19 protein-coding genes and 1 tRNA gene are annotated in these 24,122 nt (G+C 48.4%); 2 read left to right on the top strand and 18 right to left on the bottom strand.

Translation table 11 applies throughout. The features are described from left to right. Positions 1-44: 44 nt before the first annotated feature. From rpoB to JMW05_RS07875, 13 genes are all read right to left on the bottom strand, one after another. Complete coding sequence (gene rpoB, locus JMW05_RS07935) at positions 45-4,151, bottom strand: DNA-directed RNA polymerase subunit beta (protein WP_201504764.1); 4,107 nt, start codon at positions 4,149-4,151, stop codon at positions 45-47. 615 nt (positions 4,152-4,766) lie between these two features. Next, positions 4,767-5,141: a 50S ribosomal protein L7/L12 gene (gene rplL, locus JMW05_RS07930; RefSeq protein ID WP_199508260.1), complete on the bottom strand. Its 375-nt coding sequence runs from the start codon at positions 5,139-5,141 to the stop codon at positions 4,767-4,769. A 114-nt stretch (positions 5,142-5,255) separates the two neighbouring features. Then, a complete protein-coding gene (gene rplJ, locus JMW05_RS07925) occupies positions 5,256-5,783 on the bottom strand; it encodes a 50S ribosomal protein L10 (protein ID WP_201504763.1) in 528 nt (175 codons plus the stop codon). A gap of 362 nt (positions 5,784-6,145) precedes the next feature. After that, the gene (gene rplA, locus JMW05_RS07920) at positions 6,146-6,847 is read right to left on the bottom strand and encodes a 50S ribosomal protein L1 (RefSeq protein WP_201504762.1); all 702 of its coding nucleotides are present in this window, start codon (positions 6,845-6,847) and stop codon (positions 6,146-6,148) included. Next, positions 6,847-7,278: a 50S ribosomal protein L11 gene (gene rplK / locus JMW05_RS07915; protein ID WP_201504761.1), complete on the bottom strand. Its 432-nt coding sequence runs from the start codon at positions 7,276-7,278 to the stop codon at positions 6,847-6,849. The genes rplA and rplK overlap by 1 nt, the downstream gene beginning before the upstream one ends. 78 nt (positions 7,279-7,356) lie before the next feature. Further along, a complete protein-coding gene (nusG, locus tag JMW05_RS07910) occupies positions 7,357-7,887 on the bottom strand; it encodes a transcription termination/antitermination protein NusG (RefSeq protein ID WP_201504760.1) in 531 nt (176 codons plus the stop codon). Positions 7,888-7,962: 75 nt separating this feature from the next. Then, positions 7,963-8,448: a preprotein translocase subunit SecE gene (gene secE / locus JMW05_RS07905; protein ID WP_201504759.1), complete on the bottom strand. Its 486-nt coding sequence runs from the start codon at positions 8,446-8,448 to the stop codon at positions 7,963-7,965. Positions 8,449-8,499: 51 nt separating this feature from the next. Beyond that, positions 8,500-8,575, bottom strand: a tRNA-Trp gene (locus JMW05_RS07900). Positions 8,576-8,911: 336 nt separating this feature from the next. Further along, complete coding sequence (tuf, locus tag JMW05_RS07895; RefSeq protein ID WP_201504105.1) at positions 8,912-10,102, bottom strand: elongation factor Tu; 1,191 nt, start codon at positions 10,100-10,102, stop codon at positions 8,912-8,914. Positions 10,103-10,299: 197 nt separating this feature from the next. Then, entirely contained in the window at positions 10,300-12,426 is a 2,127-nt protein-coding gene (gene fusA / locus JMW05_RS07890; protein WP_201504758.1) for an elongation factor G, read from the bottom strand. 353 nt (positions 12,427-12,779) lie between these two features. Beyond that, complete coding sequence (gene rpsG, locus JMW05_RS07885) at positions 12,780-13,253, bottom strand: 30S ribosomal protein S7 (protein WP_199507435.1); 474 nt, start codon at positions 13,251-13,253, stop codon at positions 12,780-12,782. 184 nt (positions 13,254-13,437) lie between these two features. Next, positions 13,438-13,812, bottom strand: coding sequence for a 30S ribosomal protein S12 (gene rpsL / locus JMW05_RS07880; RefSeq protein WP_025646352.1), 375 nt, complete (start codon positions 13,810-13,812; stop codon positions 13,438-13,440). A 303-nt stretch (positions 13,813-14,115) separates the two neighbouring features. Next, positions 14,116-15,546 (bottom strand): EcsC family protein, encoded by a 1,431-nt coding sequence (locus JMW05_RS07875; protein WP_201504757.1) that lies wholly within the window; start codon positions 15,544-15,546, stop codon positions 14,116-14,118. Positions 15,547-16,079: 533 nt separating this feature from the next. Here JMW05_RS07875 and JMW05_RS07870 point away from each other — a divergent pair. Together JMW05_RS07870 and JMW05_RS07865 are read left to right on the top strand one after the other, a co-directional pair. Continuing rightward, positions 16,080-17,318 (top strand): beta-ketoacyl-ACP synthase II, encoded by a 1,239-nt coding sequence (locus JMW05_RS07870; protein ID WP_201504756.1) that lies wholly within the window; start codon positions 16,080-16,082, stop codon positions 17,316-17,318. 47 nt (positions 17,319-17,365) lie between these two features. Next, a complete protein-coding gene (locus JMW05_RS07865; protein ID WP_227691480.1) occupies positions 17,366-18,913 on the top strand; it encodes an anthranilate synthase component I family protein in 1,548 nt (515 codons plus the stop codon). Positions 18,914-19,015: 102 nt separating this feature from the next. On the opposite strand, the gene hisC is transcribed toward JMW05_RS07865, so the two are convergent. From hisC to JMW05_RS07840, 5 genes are all read right to left on the bottom strand, one after another. Then, the gene (gene hisC / locus JMW05_RS07860; protein ID WP_201504754.1) at positions 19,016-20,119 is read right to left on the bottom strand and encodes a histidinol-phosphate transaminase; all 1,104 of its coding nucleotides are present in this window, start codon (positions 20,117-20,119) and stop codon (positions 19,016-19,018) included. A 42-nt stretch (positions 20,120-20,161) separates the two neighbouring features. Continuing rightward, positions 20,162-21,460 carry a histidinol dehydrogenase gene (gene hisD, locus JMW05_RS07855; protein ID WP_201504753.1) on the bottom strand — a complete coding sequence of 433 codons (1,299 nt, stop codon included), beginning with the start codon at positions 21,458-21,460 and terminating at the stop codon, positions 20,162-20,164. Between the two features lie 190 nt (positions 21,461-21,650). Continuing rightward, complete coding sequence (gene hisG / locus JMW05_RS07850) at positions 21,651-22,346, bottom strand: ATP phosphoribosyltransferase (RefSeq protein ID WP_199508449.1); 696 nt, start codon at positions 22,344-22,346, stop codon at positions 21,651-21,653. Positions 22,347-22,418: 72 nt separating this feature from the next. Continuing rightward, positions 22,419-23,696 (bottom strand): UDP-N-acetylglucosamine 1-carboxyvinyltransferase, encoded by a 1,278-nt coding sequence (murA, locus tag JMW05_RS07845; RefSeq protein WP_201504752.1) that lies wholly within the window; start codon positions 23,694-23,696, stop codon positions 22,419-22,421. Between the two features lie 46 nt (positions 23,697-23,742). Then, on the bottom strand, positions 23,743-23,994 hold the full coding sequence (locus JMW05_RS07840; RefSeq protein WP_201505574.1) for a BolA/IbaG family iron-sulfur metabolism protein: 252 nt from the start codon (positions 23,992-23,994) through the stop codon (positions 23,743-23,745). Positions 23,995-24,122 lie beyond the last annotated feature (128 nt).

The following is a 24,122-nucleotide window of genomic DNA, read 5'->3' as shown; positions in this document are numbered from 1 at the left end:
CCTTGGTGTGACTGCTAAGCGTGTATCACTACACTGAACAAGACTTAGCGGGTCTCTTTTAGCTCAATATTAATACCTAGTGATTTGATTTCTTTGGTCAATACGTTGAACGACTCAGGCATGCCTGGATCCATGTATTGCTCACCATCGACGATGTTTTTGTACATACGGGTACGACCTTCCACGTCATCCGACTTCACCGTCAGCATCTCTTGCAAGGTGTAAGTTGCGCCGTAAGCTTCTAGCGCCCACACTTCCATCTCACCAAAGCGCTGACCACCGAACTGAGCTTTACCACCCAGTGGCTGCTGCGTCACCAGTGAGTAAGAACCGGTTGAACGGGCGTGCATTTTGTCATCGACCAAGTGGTTCAATTTGAGCATGTACATGTAACCGACGGTCACTTTACGGTCAAACTTCTGACCGGTACGACCATCGTACAATACCTGCTGACCGTCTCTGTCAAGACCTGCAAGCTCAAGCAAAGTTTTAACCTGCTCTTCTTTTGCACCATCAAATACTGCGGTACCCATCGGTACGCCGCCGCGTAGGTTGCCCGCCAATGCTAGGATGTCATCATCACTTAGGCTGTCCAAATCAACGCGCTCGCCGCCCACTTGGTTATAAATCTTGTCTAAGAACTCACGCAGCTCATTGATGGCCGCTTGTGCTTTTAGCATGTTGTCGATTTTTTCACCCAAGCCTTTGGCCGCCATACCCAAATGCGTCTCTAGTACCTGACCGATGTTCATACGTGATGGTACACCGAGTGGGTTCAAGACGATGTCAACAGGGTTGCCGTGCTCATCGTATGGCATGTCTTCTACAGGCATGATGCGTGATACCACACCCTTGTTACCGTGACGACCCGCCATCTTATCACCAGGCTGGATACGACGTTTTACGGCCAAGTAGACTTTCACAATCTTCTGTACGCCGTGCGCCAAATCATCGCCCGCAGTCAGCTTGCGTTTTTTCTCAGCGAACTTGGTGTCGATATCTTTTTGCTTATCGACCAAGTAATCTGAGATTTGCGTCAAGCGCTCAGAGATTTCTTCTTCAACAGGCTGAATATCAAGCAAAGTCTCAAGCGTCATGTCTTTCATGTCTGCTGCTGACATGACCGTGCCTGCTTTTAGACCCGCGCCGCCGCTGACTTTTTGACCGTCCAGCAAGTTGCTGATACGGCCACGTGCCGCTTCTTCAAAAATACGCAGCTCTTCTTTTAAATCTTTACGATAGCTGTCCAGCTGTGATTTTTCGATAGAGCGCGCACGGGCATCTTTTTCTACGCCATCACGAGTGAATACCTGTACGTCGATAACCGTACCTTTACTTGAGGTTGGTACACGTAGTGAGGTGTCCTTCACGTCCGCGGCTTTCTCACCAAAGATGGCACGCAGTAGCTTTTCTTCTGGCGTTAGCTGCGTTTCACCTTTTGGCGTCACTTTACCGACCAAGATATCGCCTGCATCGACTTCAGCACCGATATATACGATACCTGCTTCGTCTAGGTTAGACAGCGCAGCTTCACCAACGTTTGGAATATCGGCAGTGATTTCTTCTTGACCCAACTTGGTATCACGCGCCACACAGGTCAATTCCTGAATGTGGATGGTGGTAAAGCGATCTTCTTTTACCACACGCTCTGATAGTAGGATTGAATCCTCAAAGTTGTAACCGTTCCAAGGCATGAACGCGACGCGCATGTTCTGACCCAGTGCCAACTCGCCCAAATCGGTTGATGGACCATCGGCTAGAATATCGCCTGAAGCAATTTCATCACCTTGGTTCACAATGATGCGCTGGTTGATACAGGTGTTTTGGTTCGAGCGGGTGTATTTGATTAGGTTGTAGATATCAATACCCGCTTCACCCGCCGTCATCTCATCTTCATTCACACGAACGACGATACGTGAGGCATCAACGTCTTCAATCACACCGCCACGCTTGGCAATCACACACACACCAGAGTCACGCGCAACGTGACGCTCCATGCCGGTACCAACAAGTGGCTTGTCCGCACGTAGGGTCGGTACTGCCTGACGCTGCATGTTCGAGCCCATCAAGGCACGGTTAGCATCATCGTGCTCTAGGAATGGAATCAAGCTTGCGGCAACTGAGACAACCTGACTTGGTGACACGTCCATATGCGTGACTTTTTCAGCAGGCATACGCACGAATTCACCGTAGCTACGTACGCTGATCATCTCTTCGCTCAGCTCACCGTCTTCGTTCATCGGCGAGTCAGCCTGTGCGATGACCGTACCGACTTCTTCAATCGCTGATAGGTACTCAACAGTGTCGGTTACTTTGCCATCCACAACGCGGCGATATGGGGTCTCTAGGAAACCAAAGCTGTTGGTCTTCGCAAATACCGCTAGCGAGTTAATCAAGCCAATGTTTGGACCTTCAGGGGTCTCAATCGGACACACACGACCGTAATGGGTATCGTGTACGTCACGTACTTCAAAGCCTGCACGTTCACGCGTTAGACCGCCTGGACCTAGGGCTGATACACGGCGCTTATGGGTAATCTCAGACAACGGGTTGTTCTGATCCATAAACTGTGACAACTGGCTTGAGCCAAAGAATTCTTTAACTGCAGCAGCAACAGGTTTTGAGTTGATCAAATCTTGTGGCGATAGGTTGTCAGACTCCGCTGAGCTTAGACGCTCTTTTACTGCACGCTCAACACGTACCAGACCGACGCGGAATTGGTTTTCTGCCATCTCGCCGACCGAACGGATACGACGGTTACCTAAGTGGTCGATGTCATCGACTTCACCGCGACCGTTACGAATCTCAATCAGCTCTTTTAGCACATTGATAATGTCATCATTGGTCAGTACGCTGCGCTCGCGCTGTACGTCTGGATCGTCTGTATTTTCAAACGGCAGACCAAGACGGCGGTTGAACTTCATACGACCGACGTTAGACAAGTCATAACGATCCGCGTTAAAGAACATGCTTTCAAACAGCTTTTCTGCGGTATCGACCGTTGGTGGCTCACCTGGACGCATGACTTTATAGATTTCGATCAAGGCTTCTTCACGGCTTGAGGTGGTATCAGCGCGTAAAGTATCGGCAATGTAAGTACCTTGGTCGATATCATTGGTAAACAGAATGCTGATTTCTTTGATATCAGTGTTGCTCAGCTTAACAAGCAGTTCATGGTCAATCAGCGTGTTGGCGCGAGCGATGACTTCATCATCAACCACGATATCTTCTGCCAAAATACGCTCGTATAGGTACTCGTCAGGCACAGCAATTTTGGTCATACCCGCTTCTTCAAGCTGACGGATACGGCGGGCGTTGATGCGTTTGCCTTGTTCAACAATGACATCACCGTCTGGTGATACGATGTCAAACTGTGCCATTTCACCGCGCAGACGGTCGGCCACAAGGTCAATCTCAAACTGCTCTTCGCCTTTATAAACCGCAACCTTATCAAAGAAGATGTCCAAGATTTCGGCAGTTTCAAGACCCAATGCGCGCAGGATGATAGACGCCAGCAATTTACGACGACGGTCAATACGTGCAAATACCAAGTCTTTGGCATCGAATTCAAAATCAAGCCATGAGCCACGGTAAGGAATGATACGCGCGTTGTACAGCACCTTACCACTTGAATGTGACTTACCCTTGTCATGGTCAAAGAAAACACCCGGTGAACGGTGTAGCTGTGATACGATAACACGCTCAGTACCATTGATAATAAAGGTACCGTTGTCGGTCATCAGTGGGATTTCGCCCATATAGACGCTTTGCTCGCGGATATCTTTGATGGCCGCTTTGCTGTCTTTATCTTTGCTGTCTTTATCCTTGATAATCAAACGGATTTTGACACGCATTGGCGCAGCAAAGGTTGAACCACGCAAAATACATTCGCGCTCGTCAAACTCAGGGGTGCCTAGGTGGTATTCCACAAACTGCAACTCAGCGTTACCAGAGTGACTTTCGATAGGGAAAATAGAAGAAAACGCAGCTTGTAAACCAATATTCTCACGAGCCTTAGGCTTTTTGTGCTCTTGCAAAAAGTGCTCATAAGAATCTACCTGAATAGACAACAAATAAGGAATGTCCATTACAGTGGGCAATTCAGCAAAACTTTTGCGAATACGCTTTTTTTCAGTATAAGAATATGCCATCGAGAGTCCTTACAGTAGACGTGAAAACAAATTGAAAGCGTGACCGGTCTGTATAGAGGCTATACAACTTTGGCAACGTAGACGATAATAAAAGAAACCATGGCTGCTAGCGCAACCGTTAATAAGCAATATGTACTGATGACAGCCAAACCATAATCGACTATAGAAACTGTCTTTTCGGGTGCTGGTCGGCAATGTCTGCCATTTTATAAAAAATACTCAATCATATCCTGATTTTAGTCTGCTGTCTTTAGTCATCTACAGCTTAGATACCAAATGATACCGTCAGTGAAATATACTGTCTATGACCCTATGCACCAACAGTACAATCATGCTAAGCGAATCAATATGGGTTAGAATCAATATTAACGTTGTCGTTAATGGGAAAGCGCACAGACACGAAAAAATGCCAAACATCTTATGACGTTTAGCTCATAGTCACTTATAGTAAAACACTGGCGTTTTTGCGTGCATGTATATCGTCTGTCCTTTTGATGGGTATCCACCGTTAATGCATACGAATGTTGGCAGACACAAAAGGTCAAGCTAAGAATTATAATAAAAAAAAGCTGATAATGCAAGGCATTACCAGCTCTTTTTATAGCGCTGTTAAACTTATTTTAGTTCAACAGAAGCACCAGCTTCTTCAAGTTTCTTTTTCAACTCTTCAGCTTCAGCTTTAGATGCGCCTTCTTTGATAGGAGCAGGAGCGCCTTCAACTAGGTCTTTAGCTTCTTTCAAGCCAAGGCCAGTAGCTTCACGTACAGCTTTAATTACTGCAACTTTCTTGTCGCCGAAGCCAGCAAGAATTACGTCAAACTCGTCTTTTTCTTCAGCAGCAGCGCCAGCTTCAGCAGCAGCAGGAGCAGCAGCAACAGCAGCAGCAGCAGTTACGCCGAATTTTTCTTCCATATCGCTGATTAGTTCAACGATGTCCATTACTGACATTTCAGCGATTGCGTTTAACACATCTTCTTTAGATAGTGCCATGGGAACTCTCCGTTATCTGATAAAAATTAAATGATTTTACTATCGCCTGTAGCCATGCATCAAAAAGGTTAGCCATGGTTACTTGCGATATTAACAAGTGATTACAACAAGCAATTAAGCAGCTTCTTTTGCGTCTTTGACTGCTGCTACGGTGCGAACGAATTTGCCTGGTACTTCTTTCAAAGTACGTGCAAGCTCGGTCACTGGTGCTTTCATGGTTGCCATCAAGATAGCAAGCGCTTCGTCGCGAGTTGGTAGCTTCGATACGCGTTCTAATTCTTGTGGACCAAATAGTTCACCACCAACTGATACCGCTTTGGTCTCAAGGGCTTTGTTTTCTTTGCTAAATTCGTGAACGATTCTAGCAGCAGAACCCAAATCTTCCATTGAGAATGCCAAAAGCAAAGGACCAGTCAGACTGTCTGACATGCACTCAAACTTTGTGCCTTCAAAAGCACGTTTTGCTAGGGTGTTTTTCACAACCTTCAAAACGACACCTTTTTCACGGGCTTGTACACGAAGCTGGGTAAGCTTCGCAACACTAATACCGTGATATTCGGCAGCTACCGCTGAGTAAGCATTAGCAGCAACTTCAGACACTTCAGCCACAACTTGTTGTTTTTGTTCTAGCGTTAATGCCATAAGTTGACTCCTTAATCTTATCAATCATAAAACAAGGCAAGATTGCTCAAACCCCTGTCCTATCATTGACTTGATACGACACACCACCAGCAATAGTACCAGCTACTGGTAGCGACTGATTACGGCACCATTATCAGAATGACGTTGAGCTGTAGAAACTTATCTATCATCTCTTATCATAAGCTGTTTGGGTCACCGTCTGCGTAGGCCAACCTAGATTTTCATCTGCGTCGATTAACAAAAACCGCCCAACCACAAGGGTTGTCCTGTTTTTTACCTACGGTCTTAGACAGCGTAGCGTTCGCTACGCTGACCTAATTCATTACATTCTTTTGTCTCAATCACTCAAAGGAGCGATAAAATTATTTAGCAACGCGGTATGGTACTGGATCGATAGTCAGACCAGGGCCCATAGTGCTAGACAAGGTAATTTTCTTGATATAAATACCTTTAGAAGTTGCAGGCTTTGCACGCTTAAGATCAGCGATGATCGCTTGCGCGTTTTGCTCAACTTGTTCAGCAGTAAAGCCGATTTGACCGATAGTCGCGTGGATGATACCCGCTTTGTCTACACGGTACTGAGCCTGACCTGCTTTGGTGTTTTTAACCGCTTCAGCAACGTTTGGCGTTACAGTACCAACTTTTGGGTTTGGCATCAAGCCACGTGGACCCAAGATAGTACCCAACTGACCGACAACGCGCATTGCGTCTGGTGCAGCGATAACAACGTCAAAGTCCATGTTGCCCGCTTTGATACTTTCAGCTAGGTCTTCAAAACCAACGATGTCAGCGCCCGCTTCTTTAGCGGCTTCTGCTGCTGCGCCTTGAGCGAATACAGCAACGCGCTTGGTTTTACCAGTACCGGCTGGTAGGTTGGTTGCGCCACGAACGACTTGGTCAGATTTACGTGGATCAACACCTAGGTTTACAGCGATATCGATAGACTCTTTGAATTTTAGTGGTGGCAAATCGCTTAGAATTTGTACCGCTTCATCGATAGTGTATTGCTTTTCGCTGTCAAAACGACCTTGGATTTCTTTTTGACGTTTGGTTAACTTAGACATTATACACCCTCCACGGTAATACCCATTGAGCGAGCAGTACCAGCAATGGTACGAACCGCTGCGTCAAGACCAGCCGCAGTCAAATCTGCGTCTTTGGTTTTAACGATTTCTTCTAGTTGCTCACGAGTAACGCTACCGACTTTAGCGGTGTTTGGCGTGCCTGAACCTTTTGCGATACCAGCGGCCTTGCGTAGCAAGTATGCTGCTGGTGGCGACTTCATGATAAACGTGAATGATTTATCATTGTATACGGTGATTTCCGTAGGAATTGGCAAGCCTGGCTCTTGGTTAGCAGTCGCAGCGTTGAATTCTTTACAGAACGCCATGATGTTCACACCTTTTTGACCCAATGCAGGACCGATAGGTGGTGAAGGGTTTGCTTTACCTGCAGGCACTTGCAGTTTGATGTAACCATCAATCTTTTTAGCCATGATTGTCTCCTAAATGGGTGATAGCGCCAGTATGTGCTGATAGCAACACATCACAACAGCTCCCCGGGTTATAAATATTTAGTCCAGTTTTTCAACTTTACTAAACTCAAGCTCGACCTGAGTGGGTCGATTAAATACGTTTACGGTCAACTGCAGCTTTGACTTTTCATAGTCCACTTTCTCGACCATACCTTTAAAGTCAGTAAACGGACCGTCAATAACCAATAGCTCTTCGCCTGGCTCAAACAAAGTCTTCGGACGTGGCGCGACTTCAGTTTGATTCAAACGGTTTAGAATACGGTCTGCTTCTACTTGGGTAATCGGTGCAGGGTTCTCAGGTGTACCGCCGACAAAACCCATGATACGTGGGCATTCATTGACAATGTGCCAAGTGTCGTCGTTCATATCCATTTGGATAAGCACATAACCTGGAAAAAACTTGCGCTCGCTCTTACGCTTTTTGCCGTCTTTCATTTCAACGACTTCTTCGGTGGGCACTAAGACATCACCGAACGACTCAGCAAAGTCGCTGCGCTTGATACGATCAGTTAATGAACGTTGTACTTGTTTTTCATATCCTGAAAACGCTTGGACAATATACCAACGCATGTCACGCTCCTAATCGCTATAAATAAATCTTGAATCAAATGACCAATAGATTGCCAACACTACCCTAATGGTGGACTAGCCAATAAACAGTCCCACAAACCAGTTAAAGAAGTTGTCCAACAACCAAATAAAGAAACCTACAATGGCGATGACGACAATCACTTGCCAAGTATACTGTACCGTCTCATCTTTACTCGGCCACGTCACTCGGCGCAGCTCTACCACGGCATCTTTTAACAAAATTTTAAATGCGCGACCCTGATGCGTCATGACCAAACAAACAAAGGCGAATACAATCAGAGCGACAATAATACCAATACGCGTCCACAGATCATTAGCGGCTTGCCAATAACCTGGTAAGTATTGATTCACAAGCGTTGCTGCAATCAAAGCAGCAATAGCCAACAACCACAATATGATATCTTTTGCTGAACCCGTCTTGGCGACTTCAACAGCGCTGGTATTGCTCACGTTCTGACGCTTATTTTTGCTGAGCATTCCGTTAGCAACTGCCTTAGCATCAGATAACTTAGTCTCGAGGTTATCTTGATTATTGCTCATAAAGGACTCGCTTCGGAGATAAAAGAGTACCGCAAAGATATGATATAAAGATGGCAGGCGATGTAGGACTCGAACCTACAACCCTCGGTTTTGGAGACCGATGCTCTACCAATTGAGCCAATCGCCTATAGATGTTAAAGGACAGCATTATACAATATTCAAACGACAAATCAAGTGCTTATCGAACATTTTACTAAAATTAGCACAAATGCTCGGACTTGGTAGTGCGTTTCATGCTGTCTATTACATGAGGGCATAATATATCAAGCAAGCCTGTATATTGCAATCATAAATTATCAATCAATCAATAATTTTGCTTCTCTTTTTTTAAATATAAACAAAAGGACAAACTCGTAGAGTAACTCTGCCCGACTCATTCAATCTCTTATACCTACCAGCCATAAAAAAAGCCACTCTTTCGAGTGGCTCTTTTTTAGCATTGGTATGCTATAGCGGGTTCAAATTAGTTTTGAACGTTTGCTACAACACCAGCGCCTACAGTACGGCCGCCTTCACGAATCGCGAAACGTAGGCCTTTGTCCATTGCGATTGGGTGGATAAGCTCTACGCCCATCTCAACGTTGTCGCCTGGCATTACCATTTCAGTACCGTCTTGTAGCTGGATTGCGCCAGTGACGTCAGTAGTACGGAAGTAGAACTGTGGACGATAGCCGTTCAAGAACGGAGTATGACGACCACCTTCTTCTTTGCTTAGTACGTATACTTCAGCGTCAAACTTGGTGTGCGGGGTAATTGAACCTGGCTTCGCTAGTACTTGGCCACGTTGTACGTCTTCACGCTTAGTACCACGTAGTAGTACGCCACAGTTCTCACCAGCACGACCTTCGTCTAGCAGTTTGCGGAACATCTCAACACCAGTACAGGTGGTTTTTTGAGTTGCTTTGATACCAACGATTTCGATCTCGTCGCCAACTTTTACGATACCAGACTCAACACGACCAGTTACTACAGTACCACGGCCTGAGATTGAGAATACGTCTTCGATTGGCATCAAGAATGCTTTGTCAACGTCACGCTCTGGCTCTGGGATGTAGGTGTCTAGTACTTCTAGTAGTTCGATAACTGCTGGCTCACCGTATTTGCCATCGCTGCCGTTCAATGCTTCTAGCGCTGAACCTTTGATGATTGGGGTGTCGTCGCCTGGGAAGTCATAGTCGTTCAACAATTCGCGAACTTCCATTTCTACTAGCTCTAGCAGTTCTTCGTCGTCTACCATGTCGCATTTGTTCATGAATACGATGATGTAGGGTACGCCTACCTGACGAGATAGTAGGATGTGCTCACGAGTCTGTGGCATTGGGCCGTCAGTTGCTGATACAACCAAGATAGCGCCGTCCATCTGTGCCGCACCAGTGATCATGTTTTTAACATAGTCAGCGTGGCCTGGGCAGTCTACGTGTGCGTAGTGACGTGCTTCAGTGTCATACTCAATGTGGCTGGTGTTGATGGTAATACCACGTGCTTTTTCTTCTGGTGCGCTGTCAATTGACGCGTAGTCTTTTGCTTCGCCGCCTGAAGTTTTAGCTGCTACCGTTGCGATTGCAGCTGTCAATGTGGTTTTACCGTGGTCAACGTGGCCGATGGTTCCGACGTTAACGTGTGGCTTACTGCGTTCAAACTTGGCCTTTGCCATGGGTTATTCCTCTTTATTTGGAGTCAATACAGAATAAGTCTGTTATCGACTAAATTAAGATAATTGTAAAAAGCTATAGATACAATGTGCAAATATTATAAGAAAATCGAGACCAATAACAAGCTTTTTCACCCGTTATTGGTCGATTTCATACAAACGGTAGCACAATTTTGTACGCCCGTTGTATTTAGTAATATTTACTCGTCGTCATCTTTTGCGTTGTATTTAGAGATAATCGCGTCTGATACTGACTTTGGAATTTCTGCGTACTTTTGGAATTCCATTGAGTAAGTTGCACGACCTTGTGACATAGAGCGCATCTGTGTTGCGTAACCGAACATCTCTGCTAACGGTACTTCAGCACGGATTTGCTTGGTGCCACCAGGTAGGTCGTCCATACCTTGAACCATACCACGGCGACGGTTTAGATCGCCCATGATGTCGCCCATGTATTCTTCTGGCGTCTCTACTTCAACTTTCATTACAGGCTCAAGAAGTGCAGGGTTTGCATTCATGAAGCCTTTTTTGAACGCCATAGAGCCAGCCATTTTGAACGACAGCTCATCAGAGTCAACGTCATGGTATGAACCATCATATAGGGTCGCTTTTACGCCAACCACTGGATAGCCCGCTAGAACGCCGTTTTTCATACGCTCTTGAATACCTTTGTCAACCGCACCGTGGAATTCTTTTGGTACCACGCCGCCGACAACTTCTTCAGCGAATTCGTATTCAGTTTCGCCCGCTGGATCAAGCGGCTCAAGACGTAGCCATACGTGACCGAATTTACCACGACCACCAGTCTGACGTACGAATTTGCCTTCTTGCTCAACTGTTGCACGAATCGTCTCACGGTATGCAACCTGAGGCGCACCGATGTTGGCTTCAACGTTGAATTCACGCTTCATACGGTCAACCAAGATCTCAAGGTGCAATTCACCCATACCACTGATGATGGTCTGGCCTGACTCTTCGTCAGTGTGAACGCGGAATGATGGATCTTCTTTTGCCAAACGGCCAAGAGCGATCGACATTCTTTCTTGGTCAGCTTTGGTTTTTGGTTCTACTGCCAAGCTGATTACTGGATCTGGGAATTCCATACGCTCTAGGGTGATGATGTTGTCTTCATCACATAGCGTGTCACCAGTGGTCACATCTTTCATGCCTACTAGGGCTGCGATGTCACCTGAACGGATTTCTGCAAGCTCTTCTTGAGAGTTTGCCATCATCTGTACGATACGGCCTACACGCTCACGCTTCATTTTAACTGGGTTGTAAACGCTGCTACCTTGAGTGATAACACCTGAGTACACACGTACGAAGGTCAAGCTGCCCACGTATTTGTCGTTCATGATTTTGAACGCTAGTGCAGCAAATGGTGCATCATCAGACGCTTCACGAGTCGCTTCAGTTTCCGCTTTGTCATCTAGGATACCGCGGATTGCAGGTACGTCGATTGGCGCTGGTAGGTACTGAATAACGGCGTCCAACATCTTTTGTACGCCTTTGTTTTTAAAGGCAGTACCACAAAGCATTGGGATGATTTCGTTATCAATAGTCAACTGACGAATTGCGTTGTGGATTTGCGCTTCGCTCAATTCACCGTTTTCTAGGTATTCGTTCATCAACTCTTCTGAAGATTCAGCCGCTGATTCTACCAAGTACTCACGGTACTCTTCTGCTTTGTCTTGAAGTTCAGTTGGGATATCACGCTCATCAAAGTTCATACCTTGAGACGCTTCGTCCCAATAGATGGCTTTCATGGTGATAAGGTCAACAACACCTTCAAAGTCGTCTTCTTTACCAATTGGGATAACTAGTGGTACTGGCTTGCCGCCTAGACGCGTTTTGATTTGGTCGATAACACGGTAGAAGTCGGCACCAACGCGGTCCATTTTGTTTACGAATGCAAGACGAGGTACTTTGTATTTGTTCGCCTGACGCCATACGGTTTCAGACTGTGGCTGTACGCCGCCTACTGCACAGTACACCATGCACGCGCCGTCAAGTACACGCATTGAACGCTCTACTTCGATAGTAAAGTCAACGTGACCTGGGGTGTCGATGATGTTAATGCGGTGTTCATCAAACTGTTTTGCCATGCCAGACCAGAAACAAGTGGTCGCAGCAGAAGTAATGGTAATACCACGCTCTTGTTCTTGTTCCATCCAGTCCATGGTAGCTGCGCCATCATGAACTTCGCCGATTTTGTGACTGACACCTGTATAAAATAAGACACGTTCAGTAGTGGTCGTCTTACCAGCATCAATGTGCGCTGAGATACCAATATTGCGATAGCGCTTTAGGGGAGTTGTACGAGCCATAGTGTTTTCCTAGGGAAAGTCGTGTATGTAGTAATTTTGCCTACCCCTTATGCGGTAACACACAGTATGGCAATCGTGTCGCGATCGGATGTCGCGGTATGCCAATGGTGACCTTTGTATCGGGGGTATCAAGTTTGGGACAACATTATAATAAAACGCGGCTTTGTGTGCTAAAACGCTGACAAACAGTGTCTTATAGCCAAAGCCGCGCAACAGATGTACCAATCATATCATTGAGCAGTGCAGATACAAAACAACCTACCAAGGTAGGTGTTTGTAGGCTGCGCTTATGATACATCTGTAAAAGAGGCGGTTTTATGACAAAACCCTCCTCTTTTATAGCGTCAAGGCGCTTAGAAGCGGTAGTGCGAGAACGCTTTGTTGGCGTCAGCCATACGGTGTACTTCGTCACGCTTCTTCATGGCGCTGCCTTTACCTTCAAAAGCATCACCAAGTTCACCTGCAAGGCGTAGAGCCATTGATTTTTCAGAACGCTTAGCAGCAGCTTCAGCCAACCAACGCATTGCCAAAGCAGTACGACGGGAGGGACGTACTTCCATGGGTACTTGATAGGTGGCACCACCAACGCGGCGGGCTTTTACTTCTACCATTGGGCGTACGTTTTCTAGTACTTCTTCAAAGAAAGATACTGGATCTTCGATGTTACGCTTTTGGCTTACTGTTTCAAGGGCACCGTATACGATACGCTCAGCAGTAGATTTTTTGCCATCTTTCATAACGTGGTTGATGAATTTTGCAATGGTTTGGCTACCGAACTTAGGATCTGGAAGAATCTCACGGGCAGCAACGACGCGACGTCTTGGCATAATAAATTTCCTTGTCTTCAGGAGTGTCTGACATTCACAAACTCTAGCGCTTATCTTAAGCGAAGTACGTTGTCAGTCAGCCTTACTGCATGGTGGTATGCTGGGGTATATTTAGGGCTACAACCCGCCATTATCAGCACCGAACCCATGCACAGTTAATAAGTGATACAGTCAAACGCTAAGCTTATGCTTTAGGTTTTTTTGCACCGTATTTAGAACGACCTTGCTTACGGTCTTTTACGCCAGCACAGTCAAGTGCGCCGCGTACGGTGTGGTAACGTACACCTGGCAAATCTTTTACACGACCACCGCGGATAAGTACAACGCTGTGCTCTTGTAGGTTGTGGCCTTCACCACCGATGTAGCTTGATACTTCATAGCCTGAAGTCAAACGTACACGGCATACTTTACGCATGGCTGAGTTTGGTTTTTTAGGAGTGGTGGTATATACACGAGTACATACGCCACGACGTTGTGGGCACGCTTGCAACGCAGGAACTTTTGATTTTTCCTTGATGGTTTTGCGACCCTTACGAATCAATTGGTTAGTTGTTGCCATAAGGCATCCTTCTCCCGTTTGGTATAAAACAAAAAAATGGGACAACCCTGCCCGATGTTTGATGTGTATCAATAATCGGCGGTACCCATTTTTAGGACAGTGTATTATAAAGATATGTTACTGCTATTTCAACCACTTATCCGTGTTTTGACTTTACAAACTCGGGCAAGTGTGCTTTGAGATAACGGTATGCGCTGTTATATGGTACTTGGCGCGTACTTTTCAAGGTGATTGTGCAGAAATGTATGGCTTTTGGTGGGAATAATGGGCGTGCTGACAAGGCAGCCTGCACGCCCGAACCGCTTATTTATTGCTTGTTTTTTCTGTCTTACTGTTGTCTTTGTCGCCTTTGCTGTCATCTTCTTTGTGCACTTTTTCAACGGTGACATCGGTCACAGCTTTGTTGGCGATTTCGACGTGTTGTGATTCCATCTCAGGCGCGTGAGTAGCGTCTGTTTTGCTGTCAGCCGCTTTGTCCGCTTGTTTTGACGCGTCAGTGTTAACTTTATCCGCAGCTGCTTTTGTTTCTTCTTTTTTGCCAGTATTGGCTTTTACGTCCGCTTTTTTGCTGTCAGTAGCTTTGGTGTCTGCCTTTTTGCTGTCAGCGGCTTTGGTATCTGCTTTATCGTCCGCTTTTTTGCTGGCGTCAGTGGTTTTGTCGTCAGTCTTTTTAGCATCAGCTTTTTTAGCGTCCGTGTCAGCAGTTTTGTCCGCTGCTTTATCGGCACGCTTATCAGTCGCGTCTGCTTTTTTGGTGTCTTTGGCGGTACTGTCGCTCTTTTTGTTATCATCGGTCAATAAGGTGTTGGCAAGCTTTGGCTCAGGGGCAAAGGTGGCTTGGGCAACGCCAATGACCTCATCAATCAATTGGCTGTTATAACGCATGCCAACGCCAACGGCAGTGATGGGCAAGAAGCGGCGAATCCAAGTGAGGTCGATGTTATCAAGGTCGATGCCGACTTGGCTTGCGATGCTGTCGACTTGCTCGGCATAGTAATTGACATTTTGATTTTTTAGACCTAGGTTTTTAAGCTCGCTGTGCAGACCACGACTTTGGGCATTGTCCAGCAAGCCTTTACCGACGCCAATACCTGCTAAGAGCGCTTGTTTTTCTTGCATTTTGCTCAAATCAGCACGGCTGAGCAGCTCGTAGGCCATTTTGATGCCTTGCTTGCCTGTAAGCGGCTGGTCGTACACGGCAGCCAATTGATAAACGGTGCGAAGTGATACCAACAGCAGCCATAAGGTGTCAGCAAGCAGTCCTGGCAAGCCTGCCAAACCTGTGATGCCGCCGAGCGTGGCCAAAGCGCGGTTTTGGTTGGCGATATCTGTCGCTAGGGCGTAACGCTGCTCGTCATCCAGCTGGGCAACGTCAGCAAAGCGATGTTCGTTTGGCAAGTCCATCTGGCTCCAGTTGGCCGCAAGTTTGGCGACTTGTACAAATGCGCTGTCCAGTACCGATTGAAACATGCTGTTCGGTACGACTTTTTTGGCGTACTTGCCATAGGTGGCAAAACGAGTACCGATAAGCTGCTGTGTGGTCTTTAGCGTTTGGTCACGAAACAGGTCGCGCTCGTAGTCTTCTTTGCCCAGCTCAACGGCTTGGTATTTGCGCGCTTGGTTGCTGCTTTTGGTATTGATGTTGTCAAGCAAGGCACCCATGCGCTCAAGGTTGCTGCGGGTAAAGTGTCCGACCATGCTGATACTAGAAGATAACGCGTTGCGTTTTGCCATGATGCTGTCCTTAATATACTAAAAAACGGTTTTTATAAAAATATGACCCGATGGGGGCGCAGTGTCCGTATTGTCTGGCACCTGTGGTCTGTAATTTTCGGCAATACAAATGATTGATAAACATTCATATTGCATAGAAGGCTGATTATAATCGACTCAAGCGCTGATTGTCAGTGTACACAATGTTATTAGCTCAAGGGGTTTGTATCTAAATGCGCTGTCATGTTTACCAAAATGCATGGAAAGTCTCCGCTTTGGCTGAGTCGTTTTGGTGCGTTTACGCGCGTTTTTCCAACCAACTATAGGGGTTTATAAGGACGCGTTACGCGATGCGGCTTATCGTTTTTTTGCGTTTATTTTACAGTTTGGCAAAGATTTTGCGGTGTTGATACGGTATTATACCGCTCATAGTTATTGCCCACGGTATGGACTTGCGCGTTCTTTCATTGATGAAAAGCAAGGGTACTGTATAGAGGCCGTTTATTGACTCTTGATGAGTTTTTATTTTTTTATCGTTTTATAAGGAATACGCTATGCGCCGAGTCGTCATCACTGGAGCAGGGATTGTCTCTTGTATCGGACACGATTTAGCCACAGTCACCGATGCGCTGTCACAAGGGCAATGCGGTATCACATTTAATGAGACGTACGCTGAGCATGGTTTTAAATCGCAAGTCAGTGGCAGCATAGATAAGTCGGCGCTCGACACCTCAGGTATCGACCGTAAGCTCAAGCGCTTTTTTAGTGATGCCAGTCTCTATGCGTATGTCAGTGCATTGCAAGCGATTGAACATTCAGGTCTGAGCTTAGACACCATCAATCACAACCCACGCGTCGGTCTGGTGGCAAGCTCAGGCGGCTCATCAACCCAAGACGTGGTGAACGCCGTTGATGCGATGCGCGAAAAAGGGCTGCGCGGTGTAGGCGCGATGGCAGTGCCCAAAACCATGGGCAGCTCGGTATCGGCAGCACTGGCAACGGGTCTAAAAATCCAAGGCATCTCTTACTCTATCTCCTCTGCCTGCGCGACCTCAACGCATTGTATCGGTCACGCGGCGGAGCTGATTCAGCTCGGCAAAGCGGACGTCATCCTTGCAGGCGGTAGTGAAGCGGAGCATTGGACGCAGTCGTGTATGTTTGACGCCATGGGCGCGATGAGCACGCAATATAACGACACGCCAAAACAAGCCTCGCGCGCCTATGACCAAAACCGTGATGGCTTTGTGATTGCCGGCGGCGGTGCGATGGTGGTGGTTGAGAGCCTTGAGCACGCACAAGCACGCGGCGCAACTATCCTCGCTGAAATCGTCGGCTACGGCGCAAGCTCGGACGGCGCAGAAATGGTCGCCCCAAGCGGTGAAGGCGCGGTACGCTGCATGAAACAAGCACTTGAGCAAGCTGGTCTACAAAGCGTTGACTATATCAACAGCCACGGCACGAGTACGCCACTGGGTGACATCACTGAGCTAAAAGCCATTGCTCAAGCCTTTACAGAGAGCGGCAGTGAGCGCGTACCACCCATCAGCTCAACCAAGTCGATGACAGGGCACAGCTTAGGCGCGGTCGGCGCACAAGAGCTGATCTACTGCCTATTGATGCTCAAAGAAGGCTTTATCGCGCCAAGCATCAACATCGAAACGCTAGATGAGCGTGCGGCTGACTTTGACATCGTCACCGAAAAGCGTGATACCAAGCTTGAGACGGTCATGAGCAACAGCTTTGGCTTTGGTGGCACCAACGCGACGTTGATTGTTAAGCGATTCGACGCGTAATTATGCCAGTCGTACCCCCGCATAAGTACACTCAAGAAACGCCATCCATGTCTCGTCATGGATGGCGTTTTGGTGCGTTAAGCGCTGCCGATATCTTGCCGCGTTTGCAAGCGTATTTACCACAAATGGACACGCAAGCAGAGTGGCAGTTGGCATGGCTACACAATGATGGGCAACCTGTCATTGGGCTGCTGCCCAAACGTGCGTGGACGCTATACCCTGTCGGCGACAGTGATTTCATTGATAATGGTGGTGACGTACCGCAATATCGCGTCTATGAGCATGGACGTGATACGAATAATCGCGAAGTGTCAATGAGCTATGAGGGCTGGCAAGCGCAGCTGATTGCTTATAGTCAAGCACAAGCGGACGCCTCTATTGACGTTCACAATGGCACGCAAGACGCCCCTTGCTATAACCACGGTCTGATTGGTTTTATTGGCTATGACCTTGCCGCGCGGGCGATGAGTCCGCAAGCGGTCACAGTGCTCAGCGACCAGCCTGCTGCCTATATGGGGCACTATGATATTTGCTTAATGCAACAGGACGCCGTTTGGCAGTTATATTACGCTGGCAAGCCTTACACTGAGGTTAATGGTGCGCCAGCGATTGTAAACACCATCGCAAATGCGCTGAGCAGTTTTGATACGGCATTAGGCGTACAAGTCAGTCAGCCCGTACCCCCTGCCCTACACTTACAAGCGACTTGGCAGCCGCAAGCGTATGCGGCAGCATTTGAGCGCACACAAGACTATTTGACACAAGGCGATTGCTATCAGATTAACCTTACACAAAAATGGCAAGGCACGTTACCCACGCAGCCCCCTAGTCACACGGTAAAAAATAATGCGCCTACCCTATTAAGCTACCTGCCCAGCTTGAATGCCAATACGCATGCGCCGTTTGCAGGCTTTATTGGCTTAAAAAATGCCAATACAGCGGCGTTAGATTTTGAGCTGTTAAGCTGCTCGCCTGAGCTGTTTTTTACGTTTTATAACGACAACGACCAGCACAGCATCTGCACCAAGCCCATTAAAGGCACGCGTCCGCGCAGTCAGGATGCGGACACCGATGCGGCGTTAAAGCTGGCGCTGAGCAATAGCGAAAAAGACCGCGCTGAAAATGTGATGATCGTCGACTTGCTGCGTAATGACTTGGGCAGATATGCCAAGACAGGCAGCGTTAAAGTGCCCAAGCTGTTTGCCATCGAGAGCTTTAGCAATGTGCATCACATGGTCAGCACCATCACTGCAACGCTGCATGACAAGGTGCATCCGCTTGCGGTGCTGTTTGGCAGTTTGCCCGCAGGCTCCATCACAGGCACGCCGAAAAAACGCGCCGTTGAGATTATCCATGAGTTAGAGGCCGCCCCACGCGGCGCCTACTGTGGTACGCTCGGCTACATGAACTTTGATGGCAGTGGGCAGTGGAACGTACTGATTCGCACTTTGCAAGCACAGCAGCAAGGCGAGACGCGGCAGGTCAACCTATGGGCAGGCGGCGGCATCACCATCGCGTCAGAATGTGCGGCAGAATATCAAGAGTGCAGTGACAAAGTAGGTAATCTATTGTCGATATTGGCGCAGCCTAATTAATGACTTTTTTGTCTTTTAAATCAGTTGAAGCCAGTAAATATAAAAAAACGCACTGCCGCTTATCGCCAGTGCGTTTTTCTTATTATCACTTGTAAAGCCTATTTATGCAGAAGCATGCTCGGCGCGTAATGCGGTGATTAAGCGCTCATTCTGCGCGGCAGTACCCACGGTGATACGCAGATATTCATTGACACGTGGCTGCTTAAAGTGACGCACGATGATGCCCTCTTCGCGTAAACGCGCCGCCACGTCACTGGCATTGCCCGCAGGTGGACGGGCAAAAACAAAGTTGGCTTGTGACGGCAGCACGTGATAATCAAGCGCACGCAAATCCTCAATCAATGCATTACGCAGGTCAATAATCTGCTGGCAGCTGTCTGTAAAGTACGCCTCGTCTTCTACGCTCGCAGTCGCGCCCGCTTGCGCCAGCTTATCCAGCGGGAAGCTATTAAAGCTGTTTTTCATACGCGTCAAGGCTTCAATCAGTGAGGCATTACCAAACGCCATGCCCACGCGTAGACCCGCTAACGCACGCGATTTTGAAAAGGTCTGCGTGACCAATAAGTTATCAAACTCATCAATCAAGCTGACCGCTGAAGCAGGCGCGTCGGTATCGGCAAAGTCAATGTACGCTTCATCAATCACCACTACCGAATGAGGGTGCATCGTCGCTAAGCGGCGAATCTCATCGAGTGACAGCAGCAAACCTGTGGGCGCATTGGGATTGGCAACAATGACGCCGCCGCACGGCTGGTCGTAATCGGCAACATCAATACTAAAGTCATCGCGCAAGGCGACAGGCTGCAAATCGACGCCAAAAGTATGCGCGTACACAGGGTAAAAGCTGTAGCTGATATCAGGCGCGAGCAGCGGCGCATCTTTTAAAAAGAAGCTGGCAAAGGTGAGTGCCAAGACTTCATCCGAGCCATTACCCACAAACACTTGCTCAATGCCAACGTTGTGGCGCGTCGCTAAGGCTTGACGCAAATCATCCGACTCAGGCGCAGGGTATAGGCGCAGTGCGGTCGCCTGCTCGGCAATCACTCTAGCAATCGCTTCGGCGACTTTTGGCGAGGGCGGAAAGGGGTTTTCATTGGTGTTTAGTTTGCATAAGTTGTCATGCTTTGGCTGCTCGCCGGGCACATAAGGCGAGAGCTGGCGCGCGGTCTGTGACCATAGGCGCGTATCAATCTGAGATGCGGTCATAAAAAATCCTAGCAGTTAATCAATACAGTGAATATCTATACATCACGACTCGTAGCGGTAGCGTGCTGAGCGGGCATGCGCGTCCAAGTCCTCACGCTGCGCCAGAATGTCTGCCGTCTTTGCCAACGGCTTGCTGCCTGCTTCTGAGCAATAAATCAGCGAGGATTTCTTTTGAAAGTCGTAGACGCCAAGTGGTGAAGAAAAGCGCGCCGTGCCTGAGGTCGGCAGCACGTGGTTGGGTCCTGCACAGTAATCGCCAATGGCTTCTGGCGTGTGACGCCCCATAAATATCGCGCCCGCGTGACGGATGTCATCAATCAAATCATCAGGCGTATCGACAGACAATTCTAAATGCTCAGGGGCAATGCGGTTAATCAGCGCCAAACCCTCAGCACGGTCTTTTACCAAAATCAGTGCGCCACGATGACGCAAGGCATCACGCGCGATGTCGGCTTTGGGCAGCTCGGCGAGTGCCGCATCAATCGCTGTCTCGACATCCGCCAATTGCTCGGCGCTCGTGGTCACAAAGATGGCTTGAGCAATGCGGTCGTGCTCGGCTTGTGACAATAAATCTATCGCCAGCCAATCGGCACGGTCAGCGGCCTCGCCTTCGGCATAGACCAGCACTTCAGAAGGGCCTGCTATCATATCAATGCCGACTTGACCAAACACCGCACGCTTTGCTGCCGCCACGTATTTGTTGCCAGGACCTGTGATTTTATCGACTTGCGGAATGCTTTGTGTGCCATACGCCAGTGCGGCAACCGCTTGCGCGCCGCCAATAGTAAACACGCGGTCAACTTGTGCCAAATGCGCGGCAGCGAGTACCAAGGGATTGAGCACGCCTTTGGGCGCTGGCACGACCATGATGACGTCTTTGACGCCTGCGACCTTGGCAGGAATGGCATTCATCAGTACCGATGACGGATAAGACGCCAAGCCACCGGGCACGTAAATGCCCACACGGTCAAGCGGCGTGACCTTTTGACCCAAGCGATTGCCGAGCGCGTCGGTATATTCCCACGTTTCTTGCACTTGGCGCTTATGAAATTCGCTGACGCGTTCGGCTGCCGTACTCAATGCTGCCTTAACCTCATCATCGAGCGAAGCAAAGGCTTTTGCCAAGTCTTCTTGAGCAATCTCTAATTCGCTCATGCTTTGGGCAGGATGCTGGTCAAACTGCTGCGTAAGGTGCAATACCACCTCGTCCCCATGCTGGCGCACTTGGGCGATGATGTCGTCAACCGTATGTAGCAATTGCGGGTCGTTAACCGTCTCAAAAGCTAATAGCTCGGTTAATTGTTGTTCAAAATCGGCATCTTGGGTAGAGAGCTTACGCATAATCAAATCCTATATGACCACGAAAAATAATCGTCTGTGACACCTATATTGGCGCGCCCTGCGCCCGTGCATGTCAGACAAAACAAAACCAGTTTAGCACGCCTAAAACGCTGGCGAACAAAACTGGTTTAAAAAATAGCGGCAATCTTAATGGGTCGATAACTGTGGCAAAGCTGCCCTTGTTATAAGATTAAGACGCCTGCTGGATGCTGTCTTTAAAACTGTCCAAAATCGGCTCAAGCAATGCAAATTTGCGCTTGTAGCTGACTTGGTTGACAATCAAGCGTGACGACACATCGCAAATATGCTCGAGTGGCTCAAGACCATTGGCGCGCAAGGTGTTGCCTGTGTCCACGACATCGACAATCAAATCACCAAGCCCGACTAAGGGCGCAAGCTCCATCGAGCCGTACAGCTTAATCACATCGACTTGCTGACCTTGGCTGGCAAAGTAAGCACGCGCCACGTTGACATACTTGGTGGCGATACGCAGGCGGCGATTGGGCATGGCGGCCCCTGTTATGCCTGCGGTCATCAATTTGCACTGCGCAATCTGTAAATCGAGCAGCTCATAGACATGATTTGCTCCATGCTCAAGGAGCACGTCTTTACCCGCGACACCAAAATCTGCCGCCCCATGCTCTACATAGGTCGGCACATCGCTTGCGCGCAAAATCAAAACGCGTACCTGTGGATGCGAGGTGGGAAAAATCAGTTTGCGCGAGGCATCAGGGTCTTCTAGCAGTTCAATCCCTGCCGCTTTGAGTAGCGGCATGGTTTCTTTTAAGATGCGCCCTTTTGACAGCGCCAAAGTCAAACCTGAAAATTCATTGTCCACTTCGTTTAGCAAGCCACTCTTTTGTAAGCGCTCAGATTGCTCATTCATAATGACAGTATGTCCGTGTCGGTGTGTGGTGTATGGCGCAGTGGCCAGCAGTGGTGCGCTCAAAGACGTCGGTTAGACAGACGCCGCGTTTGAGTTCACACGCTGGATACATACCCCAAGGCTACGCAGTTTATTTTCCACATCTTCGTAACCGCGGTCAATATGATAAATACGGTCAATTAAGCTCTCACCCTCTGCCGCTGCTGCTGCCATAACCAAAGACATCGACGCGCGCAAGTCGGTCGCCATCACAGGGGCGGCGGTAAAGCGCTCAACGCCTTCAACCACAGCAGTATGACCGTCAACCTTGATATCAGCGCCCAAACGCATCAGTTCAGGCACATGCATGTAGCGGTTTTCAAAGATGTTTTCGATAATGGTGCTGGTGCCATCAGCCAAGCAGCACACCGCCATCAACTGCGCCTGCATGTCGGTTGGGAAGCCAGGGTGCGGCTGAGTACGGATATCGACGGGCTTTGGACGGCCTGTCATCTGCGCGCGAATCCAGTCATCGCCTGTGGTAATGATAGCGCCCATCGCTTCGAACTTTTTGAGTACAGGGTCGAGCAAGTAGGCATGGGTGTTTTTGGTCAATACATCGCCTTCGGTCATCAGCGCACCTGCCAAGTACGAGCCTGTCTCGATGCGGTCAGCCACTACCGAATATTCACAGCCATGCAAACGCTCAACGCCTTCGATGGTCATGGTCGCAGTGCCGATGCCGCTGATTTTTGCGCCCATTTTTACCAGCATGTTCGCCAAATCAACGACTTCTGGCTCAAGCGCACAGTTACCAAGCACGGTCGTGCCTTTTGCCAATGCTGCTGCCATGATGACGTTTTCAGTACCGCCAACGGTGACCATATCGAACGAAAAACGCGCACCGATTAAGCGACCGCCTTTTGGCGCTTGTGCTTTAACATAGCCGTTTTCGACACTGATGGTCGCGCCCATCGCTTCAAAAGCTTTTAAATGCTGGTCAACAGGACGCGAGCCAATCGCGCAGCCGCCTGGCAGTGACACTTCTGCCTCACCAAAACGCGCCAGCAACGGACCGAGCACCAAGATGGAGGCGCGCATGGTTTTTACCAAATCATAAGGGGCATAGAAGCTGTCGATATTTTTGGTATCGCAAGTGACCGTGCTGCCTTCTTTTTGGATATCGATACCCATACCCGCAATCAGCTTGATCAACGTGCGCACGTCTTGTAGCGACGGCACATTGTGTAGCGTCGTGGGCGTCTCCGCCAATATCATTGCGGCCAATAAGGGCAAGGCGGCATTTTTTGCGCCTGAAATGGTAACTTCCCCTGCGATACGACTACTACCGGTGATTAAAAACTGATCCATAAAGGTGACAACCTAACTGTAAATAAAAAAATAAAAAGGCAACCTATCACTCGCTGCGTGCTTGCTGGGCTGCCCATTCCTCTGGGGTTAGCGCTTGAATGTTGAGCGCGTGGATATCACCACTGGCAATCTTCTCATTCACCAACCCATAGACGGCTTGCTGGCGCTGTACCAAGCGTTTGCCTTCAAAGCTTGCATCCACGACGCGCACGTCAAACTTGTTGCCTTGGTTGGCCGCTTGGATAAAAGCGTCAGGAAAATGCTGCTGTAGTAATGCAATTAAATCGTCCGCGTTCATACTCATAATGATACCTATGATGACTTATTTGGGGTCAGTGTTTGGATGAATGGTGCTAGCGTGCGTTTTAACGCCACCTATCGTGGCAAAACGGGCGTCATTATAGCAAGAGTTGTGCTTGCATACAG

This window comes from Psychrobacter aestuarii (genome assembly GCF_904846035.1).
Lineage (GTDB): Bacteria > Pseudomonadota > Gammaproteobacteria > Pseudomonadales > Moraxellaceae > Psychrobacter > Psychrobacter aestuarii.
This window is presented reverse-complemented; position numbering and strand designations above follow the sequence as displayed.

Bases quoted from the DNA above. Each gene is read 5' to 3' on its own strand.
- rpoB (WP_201504764.1), bottom strand. From the start codon at position 4,151: ATGGCATATTCTTATACTGAAAAAAAGCGTATTCGCAAAAGTTTTGCT.
- rplL (WP_199508260.1), bottom strand. From the start codon at position 5,141: ATGGCACTATCTAAAGAAGATGTGTTAAACGCAATCGCTGAAATGTCA.
- rplJ (WP_201504763.1), bottom strand. From the start codon at position 5,783: ATGGCATTAACGCTAGAACAAAAACAACAAGTTGTGGCTGAAGTGTCT.
- rplA (WP_201504762.1), bottom strand. From the start codon at position 6,847: ATGTCTAAGTTAACCAAACGTCAAAAAGAAATCCAAGGTCGTTTTGAC.
- rplK (WP_201504761.1), bottom strand. From the start codon at position 7,278: ATGGCTAAAAAGATTGATGGTTACATCAAACTGCAAGTGCCTGCAGGT.
- nusG (WP_201504760.1), bottom strand. From the start codon at position 7,887: ATGCGTTGGTATATTGTCCAAGCGTTTTCAGGATATGAAAAACAAGTA.
- secE (WP_201504759.1), bottom strand. From the start codon at position 8,448: ATGAGCAATAATCAAGATAACCTCGAGACTAAGTTATCTGATGCTAAG.
- tuf (WP_201504105.1), bottom strand. From the start codon at position 10,102: ATGGCAAAGGCCAAGTTTGAACGCAGTAAGCCACACGTTAACGTCGGA.
- fusA (WP_201504758.1), bottom strand. From the start codon at position 12,426: ATGGCTCGTACAACTCCCCTAAAGCGCTATCGCAATATTGGTATCTCA.
- rpsG (WP_199507435.1), bottom strand. From the start codon at position 13,253: ATGCCAAGACGTCGCGTCGTTGCTGCCCGTGAGATTCTTCCAGATCCT.
- rpsL (WP_025646352.1), bottom strand. From the start codon at position 13,812: ATGGCAACAACTAACCAATTGATTCGTAAGGGTCGCAAAACCATCAAG.
- JMW05_RS07875 (WP_201504757.1), bottom strand. From the start codon at position 15,546: ATGGCAAAACGCAACGCGTTATCTTCTAGTATCAGCATGGTCGGACAC.
- JMW05_RS07870 (WP_201504756.1), top strand. From the start codon at position 16,080: ATGCGCCGAGTCGTCATCACTGGAGCAGGGATTGTCTCTTGTATCGGA.
- JMW05_RS07865 (WP_227691480.1), top strand. From the start codon at position 17,366: ATGTCTCGTCATGGATGGCGTTTTGGTGCGTTAAGCGCTGCCGATATC.
- hisC (WP_201504754.1), bottom strand. From the start codon at position 20,119: ATGACCGCATCTCAGATTGATACGCGCCTATGGTCACAGACCGCGCGC.
- hisD (WP_201504753.1), bottom strand. From the start codon at position 21,460: ATGCGTAAGCTCTCTACCCAAGATGCCGATTTTGAACAACAATTAACC.
- hisG (WP_199508449.1), bottom strand. From the start codon at position 22,346: ATGAATGAGCAATCTGAGCGCTTACAAAAGAGTGGCTTGCTAAACGAA.
- murA (WP_201504752.1), bottom strand. From the start codon at position 23,696: ATGGATCAGTTTTTAATCACCGGTAGTAGTCGTATCGCAGGGGAAGTT.
- JMW05_RS07840 (WP_201505574.1), bottom strand. From the start codon at position 23,994: ATGAACGCGGACGATTTAATTGCATTACTACAGCAGCATTTTCCTGAC.